Here is a 24866-nt window from a genome sequence, read left to right as displayed (position 1 = left end):
AAAAAACAGGCATTCCAACGGGATGTGGATAAGGACTACCAACCATGAAACGTAAGACTTTTGGGCCCGTGACCTCACAGCAGGTGGCGCAGATCGCGGGAGTGTCACAGTCCGCGGTATCGCGAACCTTTACGCCAGGGGCCAGCATTTCACCGGCGACGCGTGAAAAAGTGCTCAAGGCAGCACGCGAACTGGGCTATCGGCCTAATGCGATTGCCCGGTCGTTGAATACCGCACGTTCGCGCATCGTTGGCGTGGTGATGTCCTATTTTGATAACCAGTTTTATCCGCAGGTGCTGGAAGCGCTGGCGCAAAAATTAGATGACCTGAATTACCACTTGTTGCTGTTTGTTGGCGATCGTGACGGCAACGTTGACCGAATTTTTGACCAGATCATGCAATATCGCGTGGATGGCATCGTACTGGCTTCGGTTTCGCTCTCGGTGGAGCTTTCTGAGGAGTGCGTGGCAGCCGGGATTCCGGTGGTGCTGTTCAATCGCAGTGAAGAAAATGCCACGGCATCGAGCGTGAATACGGATAACGAAGCGGCTGCCCAACAAATAGCTGAGTTCTTACTCGCCGGCGATCATCAGCATTTTGCCTATGTGGCCGGGCTTGCTGACTCTTCGGCGAACCTCGCAAGGCAGAAGGGATTTGTCACTACGTTGCAACGCCATGGCGCGAAAGATATTCGTGTGGTGCAGGGGGATTACGATGCCCAGAAAACGGCCCAGGCCGCCGGGGAACTGTTCTCCTCGCCGCAACCGCCGGATGCCATTTTTGCCGCCAACGACCATATGGCGCTGATGATCATGGACATTGCCCGGTATGAATATGGGCTCCGGATTCCGGAAGATCTTTCGGTCATCGGTTATGACGATACCGGCCCTTCCGGCTGGCCTTCCTATGCCCTGACTTCCGCCTCACAGCCGGTTGATGCCATGGTCAATGCCACGGTGGCGCTGCTAATGAAGCAAATTGAAAGCGAAAGTATTGAACCGGAACAGGTAGTGGTTCCAGGTGTGCTGGTGGTGCGCCACTCCGCAAGGCGCCCGCAGTTTGGCGTTATCGAAAAAGACGGGCTGTGTTTGTTCCAGCCGCAGGAGGTTGAATGACCAGGTTGCCGGGCTTTAGCCCTCAGTTTGATTCCATACAGCAGTTTATTCTGACGTTAACCCATGTGGTGTGGGAGCAAAAAGACATCGGCCAACTGGCAGATTTCTACGCCACGCCAGTGGTGTTCAATACTCCAGAAAAGCAGCTTAACGACCTTTCGCAGTTTATGCGCCTGACGCTTGAAGCGATGCACAGTTTCCCGCAGCGCACGGTGTTAACGGAAGATATTCTCTCTACCCACACCCCGCAGTTTGAGTATTACGCCGCCCAGCGTACGCTCGCCTGTATTCAACACCAGGGCGAAGGATTCTTTGGTAAGCCGAGTGGCAAAGCGGTATGGGTGCGAACCTGGGCCGATCGGGTTTGTGCTGAAGGCGCGGTGCGCCAGGAGTGGTTATTGCAGGACCGCGCCGCCATTGTTTCGCAAATTGGAATGGATGTGCGGGATTTTGCCCTCCAGCTTGCCAATACCCGCCGTGAGGCCGGGCTTGAAAATATCTCAGCAGAAGAGATGGATGCTCGCTGGGCGGGTGGCCCGGAAGGGGATGATATTGATGGCCCGCTTGCGGGGCTGGTGGAACGCTATTTGTCGATGTGGGCGGGTGGCAACAGCGGCGTGGTGCCGGGGCTGTATCATCCCGCGGCGACACTTCACGGGCCGGGGCATGTATTGCGTACCGGCGAGCAAGATATTGGCGGTTTCTTGTCAGGCTATCGAGCTTCGTTTGCTGATAGCGAAACGCATCTGCACCATCTGGTGGTGCGTCGTGACGCCAATGAGCCAGTGCGCTTATCGTTGCGCTGGTCACTGTTAACCTGGCACGATGGCTACGGGAAATTCGGTGCACCGTCGCGACGCCCGGTATCCATCACTGGCATTAGCCAACTGGAATTACGTGATGGCTTAATTATTCGGGAATATCTCGGTATCGATGAATTAGCGATTTGGTCACAGATTCTGAATTAATTACGCATAACTCAATACGGGGGATATTCCCCCCTGAAAAATAAAACATCTGATCAGGGTAATTCATTTATCAGGTGTTTCTATTGTCTGAATAGGGACGTTAATCATTATCGCTCTTGGCAGGTAAGGGGTATTCCTACCCCTGAATACTGTGCGCTGAGAATTACTGCGGCGCATTCAAATAACGCAGGAGGTCATATGTCTTCAACTGAAACAACAAATAAAGCATCGGTAGCTTCAGAGAAAAGCAATACAAAACCCACTCGCGATGAACCTGTATTACAAGTCGAACGCCGTGACTTTATTGATTTAGTGCCGGAGAAACGCCCGCGGGTACAATCATTAAGAGGATTTGATGACTGCTACACCGATATTGTCGATTATATCGTGCGCTGTACCCATAAAATATGGGACGAGCGTGACGTCGGGTTAATCTACTCCCACTATACGCATAACTGCGTTTTATATAATGCGCTCGGTACCATGTATAACCGCGAACAGGTTGTGCAGGATACTTTGCAACGTCTGGTGGCTTTCCCGGAACGTCGCGGTATGGCGACGCAGGTAATCTGGAACGGCAATGACGTTGAGGGTTTTTATACCTCGCACCTGGTAACGGGCTCGGGTCGCCACACCCAATACAGCCACCTTGGTAAACCCACTAACCGCACTTTTGTTACCCGCACCGTCGCCGACTGCATGATTCATGAGAACAAAATCTATCGTGAATGGGTGGTGAGCGACAACATGGCGATGATGCGCCAGCTCGGCCTGGATACCGATGCCGTGGCCTACGGCATGGCTAAAGAGCAGTTCGATAAAGGTTTCCGCGTGACCGACATTGGCGAGAACCGCCGCATGGTTGGGCAATATCCGCCGGAAATGGAGTGCGATGTCTCGATCGCCCATACCGACACTGAAGAGCAGTGTTTGCGCTGGCTGCATGAAATCTATAACCGCCGCATGCTCGGTAAAATCAAAGACGTTTACGCCCCGAATGTGCAGTGGCACGGCCCGCTAATGAAAGAGCTTTATGGCCAGGCGGCGGTTATTCACCAGACGCTGGCATTGATTGGCATGATCCCGGACGGCGCGTGGATGCCGCAGCATATCTGCTCCAATCCTTGCGATGAAGGCGGCACGAAAGTTGCGGTGCGCTGGATTATGGAAGGCCACCATTTGGGTTATGGCGAGTTGGGTAAACCTACCGGTGAACGCCTGTTCGTTATGGGGATGTCTCACTACCACATCGTTAACGGGAAAGTTGTGGATGAATGGGTGGTCTACGACCATCTGGCGCTGCTGGCACAAATCAAACTGGGACAAATGGAGGAGTAAAAGATGGGCGCGATTGCAGAGTCTGATGTTGAGTTTATCAAACGTCCGCAAGGGCAAGATGTGCAGGCTGACCGCACGTTAACCGAGACGGTACAGAATATTATCGACCAGGTTCGTGAGCGGGGTGACGCCGCACTGCGTGACTTTTCAGCAAAGTTTGATAAAACCACGCCGGACAATTTTGAAGTCTCGGAAGGTGAAATCGCCACGGCCCTGGCGGATCTGGATCCACAAACCCGCAAGGACAGCGAGTTTGCCATCGCGCAGGTGAAACGTTTTGCCCAGGCGCAACTGGCGACCATGCAGCCGTTGGATGTGGAAACATTACCGGGTGTGCATCTGGGGCATCGCATAATCCCTATCCAGACAGTGGGGTGTTATGTGCCAGGCGGGCGCTACCCGATTTTGTCGGCTCCGGTGATGTCGATTGTTCCGGCGGTTGTGGCGGGCTGCGACGAAATCATTGCCTGTTTGCCGCCTGGTGCGCATCCGGCAATGATTGCCATTTGTCACCTCGCGGGTGCACATCGCATTTTTAAAGTGGGCGGCGCGCAGGCAATTGCGGCGATGGCCTGGGGAACGGAATCTATTCCGGTCGTGGATAAAGTCGTTGGGCCGGGCAACGCGTTTGTTAACGAAGCAAAGCGCCAGGTGTTTGGTAAAGTGGGCATCGACGCCCTGGCCGGGCCGAGTGAGATTTATGTCATTGCTGATGACAGTGCTGACCCGCGAATTTTAGCCGCCGATCTGTTAGCTCAGGCAGAGCACGATGTGCATACCCGCGTGGGCATGGCGACCACCAGTCCGAAAATTGCGCGTGACACGCTGGCAGAAATTGAGCGTCAGCTGACAAACTTGCCTACCGCTGTAACCGCCGGTGAAGCCTGGAAACGGCAGGGGGAAATTGTTATCTGCCGCGATGAAGCGCAGTTGATTGCCTGGGCCGACCATATGGCGACCGAACATCTTCAGGTGCATACCCGCGACCCGCATGCCACAGCCAGTAAAATCCGCAATTATGGATCGCTGTTTATCGGGCAAAATGCCAGCGTAGTGTTTTCCGACAAATGTTGTGGAACTAACCATACGCTGCCGACGATGGCCGCCGCTCGTTATACCGGCGGATTGTGGGTCGGTGCGTATGTAAAAATTTGCACCCATCAATGGATTGATGACCACGGTATTGCGGCGGTAGCACAACCGGCAGTACGTCAAAGCCGCACGGAAGGGATGCAGGCGCACCGTCGTGCGGCAGAAATTCGTTTGTTGCCCAATAGTATCGATGCCATAACAAATGGAGAGCGTGATTAATCATTTTTTTACAGCTGAACATTATAGCGGCAATTCACCTGAAATATTTTCAAGTTAAGTTTTATTAATGTTTATTGGCTTGATTAGGTTATTTCTTAACTACATTATTATCGTGAAAGGGATGGGTGGTAAATGAATTACCCCCCAGTGTTATTATTAATCATGGATTTGGATTATGTTGTCACTGGAAATGGAAGAGGATGTTGTCCTGCGGGTAAAAGGCATGGAAAAAATGCTTGAAGGAATTGTCCGCGAACTCAAAGCCAACAAGGGTGTTGTCGATGAGTTTATTCGGGATGATATCGCAAGGTTCCGGCACTGTTCAAAAGATGTTATAACGCACCACGAACAAGTTTCTCGCAACGTACGTAAAAGACTGGAAGATGTCACCATCCATTCTCAAAAACGGGTACGTAAAACGGCGCAGAATAATTTGTTATACGGTGTATTATGCGGAATGTCTTTCTGTATGATTCTGCAACTGCTGTAATTCGCTTTAATGCATTGGGGAGAAAGTTATCTTTCTCCCTTTTTTATTTGCACACACTTCTAAGTAGTACCAGCATTCGCTATGGATGACGTTTAGAGAATGATTTTTTCATACATTTCAGGCGTAAGCGGCATGTGCAGGTTAATATTTTTATCCGGCAATTTTCCATTAAACCACTGCTCATAAAACGGCTTGAAGTCGTCTCTTTTAAACCGCTTTAAAAGAGCGCTATCGATCATTTTTTTAAATTCAATATCGTCATGCCGTAACATGATGCCAAGCGTTTGTGAGTCACCTAAAGTGATGTCCGAAACCTTGTAGTTGCCCGGATTCACGCGGCTTTCAATCAGCGCACGGAGTGACACTTCATTCATGGCGGTGGCGTAACTTTTACCGCTACCCATCGCATCGAACGCATCTTCCAGCGTGGGTTGCGGTAAAACAAGAAGATTAAGATTCTGGGCACGATTAAACAGATTGAGATTAGTTAAATCCATTGAGGTCGTGACGCTCACCGTTTTTCCCGCAAGATCGGCAATTGATAAAACATCCACATTTGAGCGTGTGCCGATGCGTGTATAAACGGACTGGTAGTGACGAGAGAATGAGACCACGCTCTGGCGTTTAATCGTATCGGTGTTTATCGAACAGTCCATATCAACCGTATTATTGTTTAGCATGGTAATACGGGCTGTCAGCGGTACCGGAACATAATTGACAACCAGATTGCTGAGATGGAGGTTTTTTTTCAGCGACTCGGTGACGTCTTTGCATAATTCAATGACATAGCCCACCACGTGTCCGTCACTGGTTTTATAGGAATAAGGCGGTGCGTTGCGATAGCCAATATTAATGACTTTTTGGCTGGCAATTTTTTCAAGCGTTGATGGGGGCGTTTCCCCATGTGAAAAGCTCGCGTAAAAAATGGTCAGTAAACTCAGGATATATTTCGAGAATTGGTTCTTTTTCATTGTAGGTTTTTTAGGGTTAGTTGTTATTTTCAAGGTGATGTATCAGCCACAAACCTTAGTAAGCATAAAGTGTTGCCGATGAAATCGACTGTTGTAGCTCTGGGGATAATGGCATGTTGAGGGTAATTCCCTCAGGCATTATCGGTTGTAAAAACCATTTATTATAAATAGCGATAAAATCCTGGCTGTGGATTAGACGACTCATTGAATGATTAATCAGATCGGTAAAGGCCGGATTGTTTTTCTGCATCGGCATAGCAATAGGCAACCGCGGGCTGAGAGAGTCTTCAGACATCACAAACGCCTGCGGATGCCCGGAAAGTTTCATCAGGGCAAGAATCAGCACATCGCTTGAGACTATTGCCGGTGTTTTGCCACTTTCCAGGTCGGAAAACGCTTTGATGTTGTCCGTACCGAGATCGATATTGAGCGAAAGCTGATGTTGGGTATTAGCCGCCTGAATATGTTTAACGAACACGGTGCCGCTTTTGACCATGACGGTATGCCCGTTTAACTCTTCGATACCTGAGATATCGTCTTCTTTGCGCGAGACGAAACGGGTGGCGGAGAAGAAATAGGGCAGAGAAAAGGTCACGGTTTTTTGACGCTCAGCCGTATCAATCGTCGGGATACAACCCATATCAATGCTTTTATTTTTAATGGTCAAAAACTGGGTGGCGGTTGAGACAGGAACCCATTTCACTTTCAGCGCGGGGAGATGAAGCTCCTCCTTAATCATATCGACGAGCTTATGGCAGATATCAATGGAGTAACCTTGCGGTTTGTTATCCTCGTAATAGGAGAAAGGAAAAACATCCGTTTGATAGCTCAGGGTCAGCGTATGGGTTTGCGCGATGCGAGACAAAAGATCGTCAGCCTTGCTGGTTGCCGGTGCCAGCAGGCCAATACTTAACAACAGCGTCACAGCCAGCGAAAAAAACGATTGGTATAAATGTGTGGCTATAAACGGCATGTTGTCTCCATTTTCTCATGCTCCAGTTCTGTTATGACTCGTGTACTGTCTGCCGCGCGTCCAAAATAATAGCCTTGCGCCGTCAGCCTCTCATTGCCAAGGTCGGCCAGAATTTCATATTGTTGCCGAGTTTCCACACCTTCCGCTGTAACGTTAAACCCGCGCCTGGCTGCAAAAGCCACCAACATGCTCACCAGTGCACGGCTGTCTTCACTTTTATCGATTACATCAATGAGTGTGCGTGAAATTTTAAAGTGGCTGAACGGGAAGATAATCAGGTAATCCAGAGTCGCAAATCCCGTGCCGAATTCGTCCAAGGCCAGCCCCACGCCCAGCGCCTGTATGGCTTGTAAGACGGGCAGGGTAGCTTCGCGGTCAAGCTGTTCGGAGCCGGTGATTTCTATCGCCAGGCGCGCAGGATCCAGACCACTCTCCTGTAATGCACAGCGTATAGTCTCGACGATTTTCATGGTGCGAAGCTGATGGGGCGAAACATTTACCGCCACTGTTTTTGTAAGCGGCCAATGGGCCGCCTCTTTACAGGCGCTGTAGAGAAGCCATTCACCCAGTTTTTCTATAAGACCAATATCTTCAGATACGGAAATAAAATCATGAGGCTGGAGAAGACCGCGAACCGGATGTTGCCAGCGGACGAGCGCCTCGTAACCTTTGGTGGTGCTATTACTATTGAGGCCGACAATTTTTTGATAATGCAGAATAAATTCATTATTTCTGATGCCGTTTTCAATTTCCTGGCTAAAAAGTAGGTTATTGGACGGATTCATCGTCATGCCATAAGAATAGAAATGAGAGCAGTTGCGGCCGAAACTTTTCGAGGTATATAGCGCAAGGTCAGCGTGGGCGAATAAATCTTCTCGGGTATTGCCATGCTGAGGGGCGCAGGCAATTCCTATGCTGCTACTGATAGAAAGAGTATGACCGCTACAGGTGAAGGGTTTGCTTAACGCTTCTAAAACTTTTTTTGCCAGCGATTGTGCTTCGCCAATCGGGTCGCGATTGACCTGCTGAAGAATAGAAAATTCGTCTCCGCCAAGGCGATTGGCCATATCCCCCTCGCCGAGTAGGGCAAATAAGCGGGCGGAACATTCAATCAATAATTCATCGCCGATAACATGACCGTAGGTGTCGTTGACCGGTTTGAAATTATCCAGATCGATAAGCAGCAGGTTGAAAATCGTCCCCTGAGTACTTAACTGTGACAGCCGTTCGTCGATAGATTTTCGGTAGGCCACGCGATTTGGCAGCAGGGTCAGGGAATCATGGTAGGCCATGTATTCCATTTTTTGCGCCATCTCCTGCATCCGTTGTAGATAGCCGCGGTCAACCATTGCCACCCGTAGCTTTTCAATCGCTTTCGCCAGCTCACCAATTTCATCATCCTGATTCTGGAAAGGGGTCACCTCGTCGGTTTTCTCATCAGCAATGAGACTCACCGCCTGAACAAGCCGCGGAACGGGGCGGAAGAGATTACGTACCAGCCAATTAACGACAATCACCGTGACGCCGAGGATAAAAATCAGCATGAATAAGGTGTTTTTCAATAACTTATTATGAGTGGCTGATAGCGCATCGCGTTCACCAATGCTACTGACAATGGCACCCAAGAGCTTTCCTGAAGAGGTAACGATAGGAATTGAACCCACGAAATACTCTTTACCGCCTAACGTGGCAAAACCTCGGTAGTAACGTTTTAATGCCGAAACGTTATCTTTTTCATCAATCGCCGATAATTTTTGTGCCGATTCGGTATCAATAAACCCCTGTTTTTCATCATATAACAGCAGCCATGCCGGATTGTGGGTCTGCGTTGATATCAGGGTCAGCATATCGGCTGGGTTAAAACCGGTCTGGATCACCGTCTCGTCATCGTCCAACGGGCGTTCAGTTTCGATGGTGACAACCTGGCCTTCATGATTCGATTTAACGGCGACGGAAGTGTAAATGTTACGAATGATATAGCTGGAAATTTGCGAGTTGGTGGCGGCTTGTTTAAACCATTGTTCGTGGGAGATGCGGTTGACTTCAAAAAGACCGGCGCCGGAACCCACGCCATAGGCAATTAAGATCCCAATCATCAGATAAATGGCGACTTTTCCAGTAATGGAATGGTACCAGTGGTATTTGCTGCGAGGATAGGAAACCTTTTCCCGAGGCACCACAACATCATGATTAATGAGCTCTTTATCAATCATTTTTCTATTATTACTCTTTTTTTAGCGATTTAAAGAAGGCTCAAGAAGATATCGGTGAATATATAAACGCGTATTTATTGTTGTTTATATGTCACTATTTTTAATGCGTTGTGCAACAAATGTTAGCACGTTGTAGTCCCTTGCCTGTTTGTTCCATTAACGTTAAAACGAGGGTGTAGCTCAGACATCGCTTTCATTTTAATATCTGGATTATAAAGTTGCCTAATAAATGCGTCAACGATAAATATTAACATAACCTGGAATTGCTGCTTTTTTTATTCAATAGTTTATACAGAAAATGCATATATAAATAATCGCATGTATAAGTGAGAATATCCATTATTCGCAATAACGAAAGTTAAGCTTTTGCATTCAGAAGCTCACAAATTTTATTAATAGGTTGGGGGCGGTGGAACAGATAGCCCTGCGCCAGATGGATTCCACAGTTCTTAACGATTCGGTGTTCCTCATTTGTTTCCACGCCTTCAATCAGCACTTGATTACCTGATGTTTTACAAAGCTGGACAACGTGATGAAGAAACGCTTCGCCGCCTTCGCGAGCGAGTCCGAGCACCAGGGTTCTATCCAGTTTAATTTTATCCAACTCATATTGAGTTAAATAAGAAAGCGTTGAATAACCGGAGCCAAAATCATCAAGGGCAATTTTTATCCCTAATTGGCGAAGTGCCGCCAGAACTTCAATAACACGTTTAGGTTCATTAACTTTTTGTGATTCGGTAATTTCCATCTCTAATTGCCAACCCGAAGGTAACGGCGTACGCAGTAATTTACCCACCAGACTCAGGAAATTAGGGGCAAGTAATGTTTGCGGAGAAATATTTACCGAGAGCGTCATGCCCGGAAAGCGGGAGAGATCGTGATGAAGCGCTTCTACAGCATTCTCCAGTACCCAAAAATCTATTTCCGGCATCATCCCAATACGTTCGTAATACTTTAAAAAGATAGGCGGGGTAATTTTACCGTCATCACCCTGATGACGCAGTAAAACCTCCATGGCGACAATTTTTTGCTCGTCGAGGGTGATCTGCGGCTGGAACCACAGCACAAAATTTCCGCTGCTTTGCAGTTCATTAATATTACGTCTGGCATCAATATAATCATTCATTTCGGAAAGATAGTGATGGGGGGATTCAACATCACGATGCCCCGGAACGGGTAATTGAAACTGATTCCCTTTGAGCGGCACAAAACGTTTATTGCCGCAAGGCAGGGTAATCTCTTTGTGATCACGCTTTTCCATATAACGCAGGAATGGCCAGTAAATCCCGGTGCCGAGGGCTATCAAAAATATCTGGAACAATACCGCACGCGCCGCGCCATCTGTGCCTAACCAGACATTAATCAAGGCGGGCGTTGCCCAACCCACCATCTGGTGAACAGGGGGGACGACATGCCAAAGCGTGGCGTAATAGGCGAGAATGTAATCCACAGCCGGCGTCATGACGAACGGAATAAACATCACCGGGTTAAGAACGACTGGCACGCCAAAAATAAGGGGTTCATTAATGTTAAAGATGGCCAAAGGCAGGGAAACTTTAATCAAATGTCGATTGGACGGGTTTCGGCTAATCAACAGGCAAATTAACAGGCTTAACGTAGCGCCGCTTCCGCCAGTAGCGCACCACGTTTCATAAAATGAAGTGCTTAAAATATTTAATGACGCATGGCCTGCTTTCCATGCATCTATATTAGCTATGGTGTTATTCATTAGCCTGAAGCCAATGTCCTGGAAAATATAGTAACCATGAATACCAAAAAACCAGGTGGTTTCACGGATCACTTCATAAAGCAGGCCATGAATAAAGTTATCAGGATAAATAACGGCAGTAATGTCTTGCGTTAGCCAATCACTGGCTCGTAATATTAAATGACCTGTCACTACCAGCAATAACAGTTTTCCGAGAAAAGTGAGGACTATTTTGCTGAAGGGCCAATTTAATTTCACTTTATTAGTGCGGAAAAGATTAATATTTTTTTCTAAAATAAGATTGGTAAAAATAGCTGATAACAGGGAGACGGGTAAACTAACGCCAATTAAAAAATTGGCTTCATTACTATGTTCAAGCCCGGTAATGCCCAGTAATACCGTTAAACTGAGCGATATACAGAGCATAATTGAAAGCCGATATCTTACCGCCCACTGAATTGAAAATATAATATTTAACAGAATAGGGAGAAAGGTCAGCATACTTTGCTGCAAATTCTCAAGCCATACAGCGGTTTTTACCCAATGCACATCCTGACATAACGTACTTGCAACAATAACCAAGCCGCGTAAAACTGAAAATGGCATAATCGCCATAGTACTACTGAGAACCGCCTGTGAAATACGGTTGTTAATAAATCTGGTTTTTAATTGGTGGAAAATGTTGTTTGTATTTTTTGTTGTTATATTGTAAGTCATGCGTTGCTTATCTGTGGGGTGCGTCGTTGTTTTTATTTCATAGTTAAATTCACTATATCATTATAACAATGGCTGAGATAATGAATTTTATTATTAATAGAGGTTGGCCAGTCTCTGGGCTAATCAAAAATAGCAACAGGTGACGGGATGTTTAAATGAAATTGTAGATTAATCTACAATTCCACTCCGCTGTTCACCCACATTTAAAGTTGATTAATTAGAGATTTTAATTGTTCGATGATGTCTGCCCCCGACTTTTCTTGCGGACAGGGGTAAGTCGATTCACGCACCACCAGCCGGGTGGGTAATAATTCAAGCACTCTTTTGCGCGGGTCCGACTGATTCATTAGCGCCGTTACGCATTCAACGGCACGTTGGCCCAGCAGGTCGAAATCCTGAGCAACCGTCGTGAGAGCCGGCTGGAAAAAGAGGCTGTCCGCCGTATCATCATACCCCGTCACAGAAACCGCGCTGGCACCGGTGCGCTTGAGTTGCGTTAGCGCACTCAGGACGCCTAACGCCATCTGGTCGTTAGCCACAATGATCGCGCTGATGCGTGGGTTGGCATGAATCAATTCAAACGTCTTTGCCCAGCCGCTGCTTGCGCTCCAGTCGCCCCAGACCGTAATAGCATTGCTCACGCCAATCCGATGCAGTGATTCGCGCCAGCAGCCGAGGCGTAATCGTGCAGAAATGGAATGCGCAGGGCCTGCCAGTAATCCGAACTGACGGTGCCCCAACTCCCATAAATGTTTCACGCATGCGCCGGAACCTTCCTGATGATCAAAGCGAATACAGGAGACATCAGTCTCGGGTGGAACATCCAAAAATAGACAAGCCAGATCGTCATTTTCCTGGGTCAGCCGTTCGGCAAGCGAGCTTTCAAGGGGTAAATTCGCAATGACACCGCGAATATTTTGAGCGCGAAATTCATTAAGCACCGCCTGCAATGATTCAAACTGCGCCCCTTTGGGCATCGCGACAGAGACCTGCAAATGTTTTTCTTCGGCATGGCTTTTGATGGCAGCGGCAATTTGCGACGGCGCGTGATAGGTCAGCGAGGAGGTGATAAGCCCTAACGCAGGCATAGTTTTACCCGCCAGCAGTTGAGCCGAACGGTTCGGAACATAATGTAATGCGCTCATTGCCTGCAGTACTTTCTCGCGGGTGCGCTGTGAAACCTGGGCCGGATTGTTCAGCACGCGTGAAACGGTTTGCTGAGACACGCCCGCTTCGCGTGCCACATCATTCAGAGTAGCCAGTCGGTTTCGCATATTTTCTCCTTATTTCTCCGCATCATGCGCATGATTTATAACTCAGTTAATCCAAGTTTTAGCAAAATGTATAGCGCTAACATTTTTTGTTTTGCAGACGACAAAAATGCCGAGAAAATCACCGCTTTCGTGATCGTTCCTGAAATTGGTAAATCCTCTGTTTGCCAGCCTTAGGCATTATCTGACTAAATTTGATGCAATGTTTAGCGTATTACATTTTTACGGTTAAAGGTGCATTGTTATGACTCAGAGTTCAGGCTTTTCCGGCCCCTGCGCAGGATTTTCCGAAATCCTTAATCGCCGCGACTGGCAGCAACATACCGTTACTCACATCAACAGGTTACCGGCTCATCCGCTATTTCAGGGATGGCGCGATATTACTGCCGCTCGTGACGAGTACGCGTCGACGCACAGCTATTCTCTTGATGGCGAATGGCAGTTTAGCTGGCGACCGCGCCCGGAGGCGGTTGACGCCAGTTGGTTGTATCAGGATTTACCCGATGCGCGTTCAGTACCTGTGCCCTCTAACTGGCAGATGACCGGTGATGATGCCCCGATTTACACCAACGTTCGCTATCCCATCGAAACCACGCCGCCGTTTGTGCCCGAGGAAAACGCCACCGGTTGCTACACCCGCACCATAAATATTACCGATGAGTGGGTCGCGGCCGGGCAAACACGCATTATTTTTGACGGTGTGAACTCCGCATTCCATCTATGGTGTAACGGTAACTGGGTGGGGTATTCCGTCGATAGCCGCTTACCGGCAGAGTTTGATTTAACGCCATTTTTGCAGACGGGAGAGAACCGCCTTTGCGTGATGGTGATGCGCTGGAGTGCAGGTACGTGGCTTGAAGATCAGGATATGTGGCGCATGAGCGGCATTTTCCGTTCCGTTTCGCTGCTGCACCTCCCGGAAATTCACCTGACGGAGATGCAAATCACGCCTGTGCTGGATGCGTTATATCGTGACGCGGAGCTTAATATTCAGCTCTGCGTGGCGGCGCCGGAGGCGCGTGTTGCGGATCTCACCGTTGAAGTCACGCTTTGGCTCGGGAACCAGCAGGTTGCAGGCACACGCGAACCGCTTGGCACGCCCGCCATTGATGACCGTGGGAACTATGCCGAGCGGGCTTATTTGACTCTGCCGGTCGTGCGGCCTCGTTTGTGGAGTGCTGAAATGCCGAACTGTTATCGTGCGGTAGTGGCGCTATGGCAGGGCGAGGAATTATTGCAAGCGGAAGCCTGCGATGTAGGTTTTCGTACCGTCGAAATTAAAAATGGCTTATTGCAGGTCAATGGTAAGCCGCTGTTGATTCGCGGTGTTAATCGTCATGAGCATCATCATCTGCATGGTCAGGTGGTTACCCAGGCCGATATGGTGCAGGACATTTTGCTGATGAAGCAGAATAACTTTAACGCGGTGCGTTGCTCACACTACCCGAATAGTGCTCTCTGGTATCAGCTATGCAACCGTTTTGGTTTGTATGTTGTTGATGAAGCGAATATCGAAACGCACGGTATGGTGCCGATGAGCCGTCTGTCTGATGATTCGAGTTGGTTGCCTGCGTATAGCGCGCGCGTCACGCGCATGGTGCAAACGAATCGCAATCACCCCTGCATTATTATTTGGTCTTTGGGAAATGAATCAGGGTACGGCGCGAACCATGATGCGCTCTATCACTGGCTGAAAAAAAGCGATCCCTCCCGCCCCGTTCAATACGAAGGGGGAGGCGGGGATACGGCGGTGACCGATATTATCACCCCGATGTACTCCCGTGTTGAAACAGACCTTATGATTCCTGCTGTGCCGAAATGGGCGATAAAAAAGTGGATTAGCCTGCCAGGAGAACAGCGCCCGCTAATCCTTTGTGAATACGCACATGCTATGGGAAACAGCCTGGGAAATTTTGCTGACTACTGGCAGGCATTTCGCGAGTATCCGCGTTTGCAGGGCGGATTCATCTGGGACTGGGCGGATCAGGCCATTATGAAAACATTTGACGATGGGACGACCGGCTGGGCCTACGGCAGCGATTTTGGGGATACACCTAACGATCGACAATTCTGTATGAACGGCCTGGTGTTCCCGGACCGGATGCCGCATCCCTCGCTGACTGAAGCAAAACATGCGCAGCAATATTTCCAGTTTGAACTGGTAAGCCAGCAGCCGCTTAAAATTCGCGTATCTAGCGAGTACCTCTTCCGCCGGACGGATAACGAAGCGCTGCTCTGGCGCATTGAGGCTGCAGGGCAGGTTGTGAGTGAAGGGCGTGAAACGTTGCTTATTGAACCTGAAGGAAATATTGAATTGACGCTCGCTGAGAATCTTAATCTGGCGCATGGCGCACGTGATGTCTGGCTAACGCTTGATGTGATTCAGCCGCAGGCAACGCCCTGGTCTGAGCAAGGGCATCGTGTGGCCTGGCAGCAGTTTTCTCTTGCGGTGCCGCTGGTTATTGAACCCCAACCCGCCGCCGTTGCCGCGCCTGTGCTGACAACTTCTGCGACCCAATTCACCGTGCAAGCAGCCAATCAGCAGTGGGTGATAGACCGCAGCAGCGGATTACTTTGCCAGTGGCAAAAAAATGGCGAGGAGCAACTTATGCATCCGCTACGCGATCAGTTTGTCCGGGCCCCGATTGATAACGATATTGGTGTGAGTGAGGCGGAGCGAATTGACCCCAATGCCTGGGTTGAGCGCTGGAAAAGCGCAGGGCTTTATCAGCTTGAAGCGGAATGTGTAAGCTGCGAAGCAACACATTTCGGCGATGACGTTGTGATTGTCAGCCAATGGCATTACCACAATCATCAGGGTGTTGTGATTGCCAGTTGCTGGCAGATGCGTTTTGACGGACATGGCAAACTGCATCTTTGCATCACGGGCGAAAGGGCAGAAACGCTGCCGCCGCTGCCGCGCATTGGGTTGGCCTTTAAAGTGAAACCACAAAACTGCGATGTGAGCTGGCTTGGCCTCGGTCCCCATGAAAATTACCCCGATCGCCGCAGCAGCGCCTGTTTCTCACGTTGGCAATTACCGCTGGGCGAAATGAGTACCCCTTATATTTTCCCGACGGAAAACGGATTGCGATGTGGCACAAAAGCGCTGGAGTGGGGCATCTGGCAGGTGCGCGGGCATTTTCACTTTTCCGTGCAGCCTTACAGCGTGGAGCAATTAATGGCGACTTCGCACTGGCACCGAATGAAGCCGGAAGACGGGGTATGGATCTCGCTGGATGCTCAGCATATGGGCGTGGGTGGCGATGACTCCTGGACGCCAAGTGTGCTGGACCAGTGGCTACTACGGGATACCGAGTGGCGATACCAACTGACGATTAGCCTTAACTGACCGCCGGAGGGGATCTCCCCCTCCATTTCTAAACATAATAATAGCGAAAATACCCTATGAAATTATCAGCGCTCAGCTCACGTGAACGACATAACTTTATCTATTTTATGCTGTTCTTCTTTTTCTACTATTTCATTATGTCAGCCTACTTTCCCTTTTTCCCGGTCTGGCTGGCAGATGTTAACCATTTAACCAAAACTGAAACGGGGATAGTGTTCTCAGCCATTTCACTTTTTGCCATCGTATTCCAGATTGCTTTTGGCTTAATCTCCGACAAACTGGGATTACGTAAACATTTGCTGTGGTTTATCGTGGTGTTACTGGTTTTATTTGCTCCCTTCTTTATTTCCGTTCTCTCGCCGCTTCTGCAATTCAATATTTACCTGGGCGCAATGGCTGGGGGAATGTACCTGGGCTGTGTTTTCTCCGGCGGCTCCGGTGCGGTAGAAGCCTATATAGAGCGCGTGAGTCGTAATAACCGTTTTGAATATGGGCAAGTTCGCGTTTCTGGCTGCGTAGGCTGGGCGATTTGCGCCTCGTTAACCGGTATTTTATTTAGCATCAATCCGAATATTACTTTCTGGATTGCCTCTGGTTTTGCGCTTGTATTGGCGGTATTGCTGCTGTTGTCACGCCCGGAACCCGTAGCCGAAATGAGTTCAGTGCCTGGTAACGTCGCTAAAAAGCAGGAGTTCTCGTTACGTATGGTGGTGGAATTATTAAAAATGCCGCGTTTCTGGGCATTCCTGCTGTACGTGATCGGTGTCGCCAGTATTTACGATGTGTTCGATCAGCAGTTTGCCAATTTCTTTAAAGGCTTCTTCTCATCCCCGCAGAAAGGAACCGAGATATTCGGCTATGTGACAACCGGCGGTGAATTGCTGAATGCCACGATTATGTTTTTTGCGCCATTTATTATTAACCGCATTGGTGCAAAAAATGCGCTGCTGGTGGCCGGGGCGATTATGTCAGTAAGAATTATCGGTTCGTCATTTGCAACAACGGGTGTTGAAGTCATTATGCTGAAAATGCTGCATATGTTTGAGCTGCCGTTTTTACTGGTGGGAACGTTCAAATATATTTCATCGGTATTTGACCCGCGTCTTTCCGCCACGCTGTTTTTAATCGGGTTTAATTTATCGAAACAGCTTTCTGGCGTATTGCTCTCAACCTGGGCGGGTTCAATGTATGACTCCGTTGGATTTAGCCAGGCCTATCTCGTATTAGGTTTGATTACCGCAAGCTTTACGGTGATTTCATTCTTTACGCTGCGCAACTCGCCGGGAAACCGATTGCTGGCAGCCGAAGTTAGCAAAGCGTGAGATAGTCTAATTAGACAAAAGCCACCTCATCTGAGGTGGCTTTTTAGATTAGAAAGGGGAGAACTATTAGACGTTGAACAGGAAGTTCATTACGTCGCCATCTTTAACGATGTAGTCTTTACCTTCTGCACGCATCTTGCCCGCTTCTTTCGCGCCTTGCTCACCTTTGTAAGTGATGAAATCTTCATACGCGATAGTTTGCGCGCGGATAAAGCCTTTCTCGAAGTCGGTGTGGATTTTGCCAGCCGCCTGAGGAGCAGTAGCGCCAACAGGGATGGTCCACGCGCGCACTTCTTTCACGCCAGCGGTGAAGTAAGTTTGCAGATTCAACAGCTCGTAACCTGCGCGGATCACGCGGTTTAAACCAGGTTCTTCCAGGCCCAACTCGGCCATGAACTCTTCACGGTCAGCGTCGTCCAGTTCAGCAATATCAGACTCAACGGCTGCACAAACGGCAACAACCACAGAACCTTCGCCTGCGGCGATTTCGCGCACTTTGTCGAGATAAGGGTTGTTTTCAAAACCGTCTTCGTTGACGTTAGCGATATACATCGTTGGCTTCAGCGTCAGGAAGCTCAGGTATTTGATGGCCGCTTTATCTTCTTCAGTCAGGTTAAGCGCGCGCAACATACCTGCGTTCTCTAGCTGTGGCAGGCATTTTTCCAGCGCGGCCAGTTCAGCTTTTGCGTCTTTATCGCCGCCTTTTGCTTTCTTCTGTACGCGATGAATGGCGCGTTCGCAGGTATCAAGGTCAGAAAGCGCCAGTTCGGTGTTAATAACGTCGATATCATCCGCAGGATCGACTTTGTTGTTCACGTGAATGATGTTGTCGTTTTCAAAACAACGCACAACGTGGCCGATAGCTTCAGTTTCACGAATGTTAGTCAGGAACTGGTTGCCCAGACCTTCACCTTTGGATGCGCCTTTCACCAGACCGGCGATATCAACGAATTCCATGGTGGTAGGCAGAATGCGCTGTGGTTTAACGATTTCAGCCAGTTTATCCAGACGTGGGTCCGGCATTGGCACCACACCGGTGTTCGGCTCGATAGTACAGAACGGGAAGTTTGCAGCTTCGATTCCCGCTTTGGTGAGCGCATTGAACAGGGTTGATTTACCAACGTTCGGCAAGCCGACGATACCGCATTTGAATCCCATGGTTTAATTCACCTTAATTACTTGATATTCAATGAGTTAATGTTGTCTCATTGATAAAATGATCATAACTTTCCCCATTATACACGCAAACGGTCTATAACGGGCGCAGAAATCGGTGTTCAAAGCTGCTTTGGCCTTATTGTGCTTTAAAGGCATGCAGGCGATTAGTGGCTTTAGTCAAGCCTTCTTTCAGCCACACTTCGGTGCAACGTGCCGCTTCGTCTACGGCATCATCAATCAGCTTTTGTTCGCTTAACGGCGGTTTACCAAGAACGAAGCCAACAACTTTGTTTTTATCGCCCGGATGGCCAATTCCGACACGTAAGCGGTGAAAGTTGGGGTTATTGCCCAATTTGCTGATGATATCTTTCAGGCCGTTGTGGCCGCCGTGGCCGCCGCCGAGTTTAAACTTTGCCACACCGGGAGGAAGATCCAGTTCATCGTGAGCGACCAGAATTTCATCGGGGGCGATACGGAAAAAGGTTGCCATCGCGCCGACCGCTTTCCCGCTGAGGTTCATAAACGTGGTTGGCACCAACAGGCGAACGTCTTCTCCGGCCAGGTTTATGCGTGCGGTGTACCCGAAGAATTTGCTCTCTTCTTTCAGCGACTGATTATGGCGTGAAGCAAGCAGATCCACATACCAGGCACCGGCGTTATGGCGAGTTGCCGCATATTCCGCACCTGGGTTTGCCAGGCCAACTATTAATTTAATGCTCACGTTTATTTTCCTGAAAACAGACCAGAGCGGCGTAGTTTACTGCGCTCAAGACGCGATGACAAAGAAGCAATCTCTTACTACCAAAACTATTGAATAGTTCAATGCATGAATCATTAGAATTTGATGCTATTCAGCGGCTTATTTGTAAGTTTTTGTAGACGTTTCATGCGTAATTGTGATCGTCCACGCACATAATCCGAAGCGGTGTTGTCTATACTTTACACACAAGGAATGGGGATTTTCCCCACCGACCCACGAACACCCGGAGGTGACATATGAAACGCAAAAACGCTTCGTTACTCGGCAATTTTTTCATGGGGTTGGGGCTCGTTGTTATGGTGGGTGGCGTTGGTTACTCGATTTTAAACCAACTCCCTCAGTTTAACTTCCCGCAATATTTCGCCCACGGTGCTATTTTGAGCATCTTTGTTGGGGCGGTGCTTTGGCTGGCTGGTGCGCGTGTGGGCGGGCATGAACAAGTGTGTGACCGCTACTGGTGGGTTCGCCACTATGATAAACGCTGTCGCCGTGATGACAGCCACAAACACAGCTAAGATCGGCTTCTAAAGCGTAGACTGGCATTTTGACGTGTTTTGTCGGATGACGTTTAGGATCATCCGACATGTGAAAGAGGCTTTTCATCAGCTTCAAACGGTTCTGTTTCAGAACCGTTTTTTTTGTCCCAATTTTATTGGGCTAATGCGGCCTGAATATCCGGGAAGAATGCCAGGCGGCCTGGGATTGGGTGAACACCCGCTCGGGCCAGCGTCTTCAAGGGTTGAAACTCCAGATTAGTCACCCGCAATTCGCAACCTTCCGGTAATTTTTCCACAAAACGCTGAAACGCATCCAGGCCACCGGCATCCAGCACCGGCACGGCATCCCACTGCAAAATAATCAGATGGTTTTGTTCAACACGCAGGGCGAGATCGTTGAATAACCCTTCGGCGGCGGCAAAGAAAAGAGGGCCGGTGACACGCAAAGCTAAAACGCCTTCGGGCGTGTGAATGTTGACCGGAGCAAGACGCGTCATGCGTGCAATACGGCGCATAAACAGCAATGAAGCCAGAACAATCCCCACGCTAATAGCGATCACCATATCGAACAGAACGGTCAACGACATACATATAAGCATCACGATAATGTCGTCTTTCGGTGCGCGTCTGAGCAGATGAACCACTTTATGCGCTTCACTCATATTCCAGGCGACCATCAACAGCAAAGCCGCCATCGCTGAAAGTGGAAGCCATGACAGCAGCGGGGCAAGCACTAACAAAGCCATAATCACCAGCAGAGCATGAATAACAGCGGCAATGGGGGAGCTTGCGCCAGCCCGCACATTAGCGGCTGAACGGGCGATCGCGGCAGTCGCGGTAATACCGCCAAAGAAGGGGGCGATAATATTGCCTAGCCCCTGGCCTATAAGCTCACTGTTGGCATTGTGTTTGGTACCGGTCATGCCATCCAAAACGACGGCGCATAGTAGAGACTCGATAGCCCCGAGCATTGCCATGGAAAATGCCGCTGGAAGCAGGGCGCTGAGCGAATCCCAGCTTAACGTGAAGTTTGAGTCGGGAATGTTCCATGGGAGCATCAACTGGGGTAATAACTGAGGGATCCCGTTACCTTGCGTGCCATCGGAGAGCACATAGTGGAAACGCGAGCCGATGGTTGCCACATCGGCGCCCATGGCGTGAACAATCGCCATCACGGCGCAACCTGCCAGCAATGCCGGTAAATGCCCCGGCAAACGAATGCCCAGACGCGGCCAGAGAATGAGCACCGCAAGTGTAACCACGCCAATGGCAGCGTCACCGAAATTAAGGGTTGGCATCGCCATTGCCAGCGCCGCCACTTTATTGAGGTAATGCTCCGGCACATGGTCGAGCGTCAGGCCAAAGAAATCTTTCACCTGCATGGTGGCAATAGTAATCCCGATACCGGAAGTAAAGCCGAGCGTCACGGACACGGGAATGTATTCAATCAGGCGGCCAAAACGCGCCAGACCGAACAATATAAGAAACACGCCGGACATCAACGTGGCGATAAGCAAACCGGCAAGACCAAACTGTTGCGCTACCGGGTAGAGGATAACCACAAACGCCGCAGTAGGGCCTGAAACACTGAAACGTGAGCCACCGCTTAAAGCAATGACAATCCCGGCGATGGCCGAGGTATAGAGGCCGTATTGTGGCGCGACGCCGCTGCCGATAGCTAAAGCCATCGCCAGGGGGATAGCAATAATCCCGACGGTAATACCGGCAATAACATCGCGGCTAAAACGGGAAACGGTGTATTTCTCACGCCAGCAAGCGTCTACCAGGGCGCGAAAAGGCAATACAGAAGAAGATACGTTTTTCACTTTGATTCCATCCGTGAGCGCATCATCTGTCAATTTTGAAAATGGCAGGTGAAGGAGGCCGTGCTTAAAAAGGTCCTGTAAAAGAAAAAACCCGCCGCGGCGGGTTTTTTTAAGCGAATTCGATTAGTGCTCGAACATCGCAGAGATTGATTCTTCATTGCTGATACGACGAATTGCTTCAGCCAGCATACCGGACAGCGTCAGGGTGCGGACGTTTGGCAGTGCTTTAATTTCGTCAGACAGTGGAATGGTGTCACATACGATAACTTCGTCGATCACGGAGTTACGCAGGTTGTGAACCGCATTGCCTGAGAAAATTGGGTGAGTTGCGTAAGCAAACACACGTTTAGCACCGCGCTCTTTCAGCGCTTCAGCCGCTTTACACAAAGTACCGCCGGTATCGATCATATCGTCTACCAGAACGCAATCACGGCCGGACACATCACCGATAATATGCATAACCTGGGAAACGTTAGCGCGAGGACGACGTTTGTCGATGATAGCCATGTCGGTATCGTTGAGCAGTTTTGCGATAGCACGAGCACGCACAACGCCACCGATATCCGGAGAAACCACAATTGGGTTTTCCAGGCCGATTTGCAGCATATCTTCCAGCAGGATTGGGCTACCGAAGACGTTATCTACAGGAACATCGAAGAAGCCCTGAATCTGTTCTGCGTGCAAGTCCACGGTAAGAACACGGTCAACCCCAACACTTGAGAGGAAGTCAGCAACCACTTTTGCGGTGATTGGCACACGGGCAGAACGCACGCGGCGATCCTGACGGGCATAACCAAAGTAAGGGATAACTGCGGTGATACGACCTGCAGAAGCGCGGCGCAGGGCGTCGACCATAACAACCAATTCCATAAGGTTGTCATTGGTGGGTGCACAGGTGGACTGGATGATGAAAATATCACCACCGCGTACATTTTCGTTGATTTGTACGCTTACTTCTCCGTCGCTAAAACGACCGACGGCGGCGTCACCAAGGGAGGTGTACAGGCGGTTGGCAATACGTTGTGCTAGTTCCGGGGTGGCGTTACCAGCAAAAAGCTTCATATCAGGCACGAGAAAAACCTCAGGCATGCGTCCAGTGGCGGATGGTGCTACCGCATCTTATGCGGGCGGGGTAGCGCCATCCAGGCGGTGTATAAAGAGCTTGATGCAACGTCTGAAACAAGGTGACGTTGTCACCAATACTCAGCTTGCCCGGATATGGCCTGATGCAGCGGGGAGACATTAACGCCTCGCGCAACAAACCCATGCAGCCATTCCGGGGCTTGCTTAAGCACCTGGCGGGCAGCGTCCTCGGTGTCAAATTCAGCAAACACACAGGCGCCGGTGCCGGTCAGGCGCGACGGCGCGTATTCTAACAGCCAGGAAAGCAGCTCATCAACCTTACGAAAACGTTTTCTTGCGATAACCTCACAATCATTACCAAATTCACCGTTTAATAACGTGTCAATTGATCTAACCGGGGTATTTCGCGGAAGCTCGGGATCGTTGAAAATCATGGGGGTTGGGATACTGACGCCAGGGTGGGCAACCAGATACCATTTTTCAGGTACTGAAACCGGCGTGAGTTTCTCACCAACACCTTCGGCGAAGGCCGCAAAACCGCGGACGAAAACGGGAACATCGGCACCCAGCGTTACACCGATGGCGGCGAGCTGATCTTCAGTCAGGCCGGTGTTCCATATATGATTGAGCGCCACCAGAACCGTTGCCGCGTTAGAGGAACCGCCTCCCAAGCCGCCGCCCATGGGCAATTGCTTTTCAACGCTAATATCCGCTCCCGCACCCTGTGGCAAAGAGCCCATCAGCAAGGCGGTGTCCTGCAATAATCGCGCGGCGCGGACAATTAAATTCTCTTCATCCGGCACGCCTTCAATTGGCGTTGCCAGTTGAATTTGGCCATCGTTTCGCGGCTCGATAATTATCGTGTCGCCATAATCGAGGAACTGAAATAAAGTTTGTAAATTATGATAGCCATCTTCACGACGGCCGGTGATATACAAAAAAAGGTTCAGTTTTGCCGGAGATGGCCAACGTTTTCTCATTATTTAACCGTCCAGCTATCCATTTTGAGTTTGATTCGCTGAGAGCCTTCGCGCAATTCCATATTTGACGGCAGGGCAGGTTGCACCGAATCGTCATAATCACTGTAAACCACTTTCCATGTTTTGCCGTCTTGCGTGTAGTTGATTTCACTCAAGCGATACTGGGCATCAATTTTATAATCAGTGGCTTCGCCGGGCAGACCCAGAATCCATTGACGCAGGCTATTGAGCGGAATCGGCATTCCGGTCAATTTACCAATCATCTCTTCTGCGTTATCGGCGACGTATTTTTTGCCGTTGCGGTCGGTCAGTTGCACCACGCCCGGTTGGGCATTGAGTTCAAGCTCGGTGCTGCCCAACGGATTGGTTAACAGCAGGCGATAGCGGTCTGGCGTTGTCTGTTGCCAGTTAAATCGGGCATAAACTTTTTGGCTATCGGAAAGATAGGCAAACGCGCCACGCGTCTGATATTGGGTGATTTTTTGCACTTGTTGCTGGTGTTGTAACCACTGCGGAGAGTCAGGACTTTTGCCAGGACCGCTTGGTTGATGAACAGCACAAGCAGCCAAAACAAGGCTTGCGAGGGGCGCAAGGCGCAGCAGACGGGCTTTCGGCATAAACATAGCGGCAGCAGATCCTTCTCAATCGTTTTATTTGTTAATTGTTTATGCTAGCGGTGGCAAGCCGGGTCGTCTACGTTCAAGTTGTCTTAAATCATTAATTGCGGTGATACCCCACAAGAGGGGGCTCCCTTTTATTGACCGCGAGCATCCTGTATGATGCGCCGAGTTAATCCTTATCAACATCGGTATT

The 24866-nt window shown here is 49.6% G+C and carries 19 protein-coding genes; 8 read left to right on the top strand and 11 right to left on the bottom strand.

Annotated elements, in window-relative coordinates; translation table 11 throughout:
* Positions 1 to 44: 44 nt before the first annotated feature.
* The 5 genes from AB1E22_RS21650 to AB1E22_RS21630 all read left to right on the top strand — a co-directional run bounded on the left by AB1E22_RS21650 (position 45) and on the right by AB1E22_RS21630 (position 5222).
* Entirely contained in the window at positions 45 to 1115 is a 1071-nt protein-coding gene (locus AB1E22_RS21650) for a LacI family DNA-binding transcriptional regulator (protein ID WP_367597273.1), read from the top strand.
* Positions 1112 to 2083: a nuclear transport factor 2 family protein gene (locus AB1E22_RS21645; protein ID WP_367597272.1), complete on the top strand. Its 972-nt coding sequence runs from the start codon at positions 1112 to 1114 to the stop codon at positions 2081 to 2083. The genes AB1E22_RS21650 and AB1E22_RS21645 overlap by 4 nt, the downstream gene beginning before the upstream one ends.
* A gap of 198 nt (positions 2084 to 2281) precedes the next feature.
* Positions 2282 to 3421, top strand: a complete 1140-nt coding sequence (locus tag AB1E22_RS21640; RefSeq protein WP_367597271.1) for an ester cyclase — start codon at positions 2282 to 2284, stop codon at positions 3419 to 3421.
* Between the two features lie 3 nt (positions 3422 to 3424).
* The gene (hisD, locus tag AB1E22_RS21635) at positions 3425 to 4732 is read left to right on the top strand and encodes a histidinol dehydrogenase (protein ID WP_367597270.1); all 1308 of its coding nucleotides are present in this window, start codon (positions 3425 to 3427) and stop codon (positions 4730 to 4732) included.
* Positions 4733 to 4907: 175 nt separating this feature from the next.
* A complete protein-coding gene (locus tag AB1E22_RS21630; RefSeq protein WP_367597269.1) occupies positions 4908 to 5222 on the top strand; it encodes a hypothetical protein in 315 nt (104 codons plus the stop codon).
* 92 nt (positions 5223 to 5314) lie between these two features.
* Here the strand turns inward: AB1E22_RS21630 and AB1E22_RS21625 are convergent, their stop codons facing one another.
* The 5 genes from AB1E22_RS21625 to AB1E22_RS21605 form a co-directional block, all read right to left on the bottom strand.
* Positions 5315 to 6193 carry a transporter substrate-binding domain-containing protein gene (locus AB1E22_RS21625; protein ID WP_367597268.1) on the bottom strand — a complete coding sequence of 293 codons (879 nt, stop codon included), beginning with the start codon at positions 6191 to 6193 and terminating at the stop codon, positions 5315 to 5317.
* 55 nt (positions 6194 to 6248) lie between these two features.
* The gene (locus AB1E22_RS21620) at positions 6249 to 7166 is read right to left on the bottom strand and encodes an amino acid ABC transporter substrate-binding protein (protein WP_367597267.1); all 918 of its coding nucleotides are present in this window, start codon (positions 7164 to 7166) and stop codon (positions 6249 to 6251) included.
* Positions 7154 to 9379: a putative bifunctional diguanylate cyclase/phosphodiesterase gene (locus AB1E22_RS21615; protein WP_367597266.1), complete on the bottom strand. Its 2226-nt coding sequence runs from the start codon at positions 9377 to 9379 to the stop codon at positions 7154 to 7156. Before AB1E22_RS21615 ends, AB1E22_RS21620 begins: the two co-directional genes overlap by 13 nt.
* A gap of 358 nt (positions 9380 to 9737) precedes the next feature.
* Positions 9738 to 11804 carry an EAL domain-containing protein gene (locus AB1E22_RS21610; RefSeq protein WP_367597265.1) on the bottom strand — a complete coding sequence of 689 codons (2067 nt, stop codon included), beginning with the start codon at positions 11802 to 11804 and terminating at the stop codon, positions 9738 to 9740.
* 203 nt (positions 11805 to 12007) lie between these two features.
* Entirely contained in the window at positions 12008 to 13078 is a 1071-nt protein-coding gene (locus AB1E22_RS21605) for a LacI family DNA-binding transcriptional regulator (RefSeq protein WP_367597264.1), read from the bottom strand.
* A gap of 241 nt (positions 13079 to 13319) precedes the next feature.
* On the opposite strand from AB1E22_RS21605, the gene AB1E22_RS21600 reads away from it, so the two are divergent.
* On the top strand, positions 13320 to 16427 hold the full coding sequence (locus tag AB1E22_RS21600; protein WP_367597263.1) for a beta-galactosidase: 3108 nt from the start codon (positions 13320 to 13322) through the stop codon (positions 16425 to 16427).
* A gap of 56 nt (positions 16428 to 16483) precedes the next feature.
* Positions 16484 to 17749, top strand: coding sequence for an MFS transporter (locus AB1E22_RS21595; RefSeq protein ID WP_367597262.1), 1266 nt, complete (start codon positions 16484 to 16486; stop codon positions 17747 to 17749).
* Between the two features lie 66 nt (positions 17750 to 17815).
* Here the strand turns inward: AB1E22_RS21595 and ychF are convergent, their stop codons facing one another.
* Together ychF and pth are read right to left on the bottom strand one after the other, a co-directional pair.
* A complete protein-coding gene (gene ychF / locus AB1E22_RS21590) occupies positions 17816 to 18907 on the bottom strand; it encodes a redox-regulated ATPase YchF (RefSeq protein ID WP_367597261.1) in 1092 nt (363 codons plus the stop codon).
* Between the two features lie 136 nt (positions 18908 to 19043).
* A complete protein-coding gene (gene pth, locus AB1E22_RS21585; RefSeq protein ID WP_367597260.1) occupies positions 19044 to 19628 on the bottom strand; it encodes an aminoacyl-tRNA hydrolase in 585 nt (194 codons plus the stop codon).
* Between the two features lie 275 nt (positions 19629 to 19903).
* Here pth and ychH point away from each other — a divergent pair, with 275 nt between their 5' ends.
* Positions 19904 to 20182, top strand: coding sequence for a stress-induced protein YchH (ychH, locus tag AB1E22_RS21580; protein WP_367597259.1), 279 nt, complete (start codon positions 19904 to 19906; stop codon positions 20180 to 20182).
* A 134-nt stretch (positions 20183 to 20316) separates the two neighbouring features.
* Here ychH and dauA read toward each other — a convergent pair whose 3' ends face one another.
* The 4 genes from dauA to lolB form a co-directional block, all read right to left on the bottom strand.
* Positions 20317 to 21990, bottom strand: coding sequence for a C4-dicarboxylic acid transporter DauA (gene dauA / locus AB1E22_RS21575; protein WP_367597258.1), 1674 nt, complete (start codon positions 21988 to 21990; stop codon positions 20317 to 20319).
* 123 nt (positions 21991 to 22113) lie between these two features.
* A complete protein-coding gene (gene prs / locus AB1E22_RS21570; protein ID WP_008454180.1) occupies positions 22114 to 23061 on the bottom strand; it encodes a ribose-phosphate diphosphokinase in 948 nt (315 codons plus the stop codon).
* Positions 23062 to 23183: 122 nt separating this feature from the next.
* Entirely contained in the window at positions 23184 to 24053 is an 870-nt protein-coding gene (ispE, locus tag AB1E22_RS21565) for a 4-(cytidine 5'-diphospho)-2-C-methyl-D-erythritol kinase (protein WP_367597257.1), read from the bottom strand.
* Positions 24053 to 24676: a lipoprotein insertase outer membrane protein LolB gene (lolB, locus tag AB1E22_RS21560; RefSeq protein WP_367597256.1), complete on the bottom strand. Its 624-nt coding sequence runs from the start codon at positions 24674 to 24676 to the stop codon at positions 24053 to 24055. The genes ispE and lolB overlap by 1 nt, the downstream gene beginning before the upstream one ends.
* Positions 24677 to 24866 lie beyond the last annotated feature (190 nt).

Origin of the sequence: Buttiauxella gaviniae (assembly GCF_040786275.1) — a bacterium.
GTDB classification, from domain to species: domain Bacteria; phylum Pseudomonadota; class Gammaproteobacteria; order Enterobacterales; family Enterobacteriaceae; genus Buttiauxella; species Buttiauxella gaviniae_A.
This window is presented reverse-complemented; position numbering and strand designations above follow the sequence as displayed.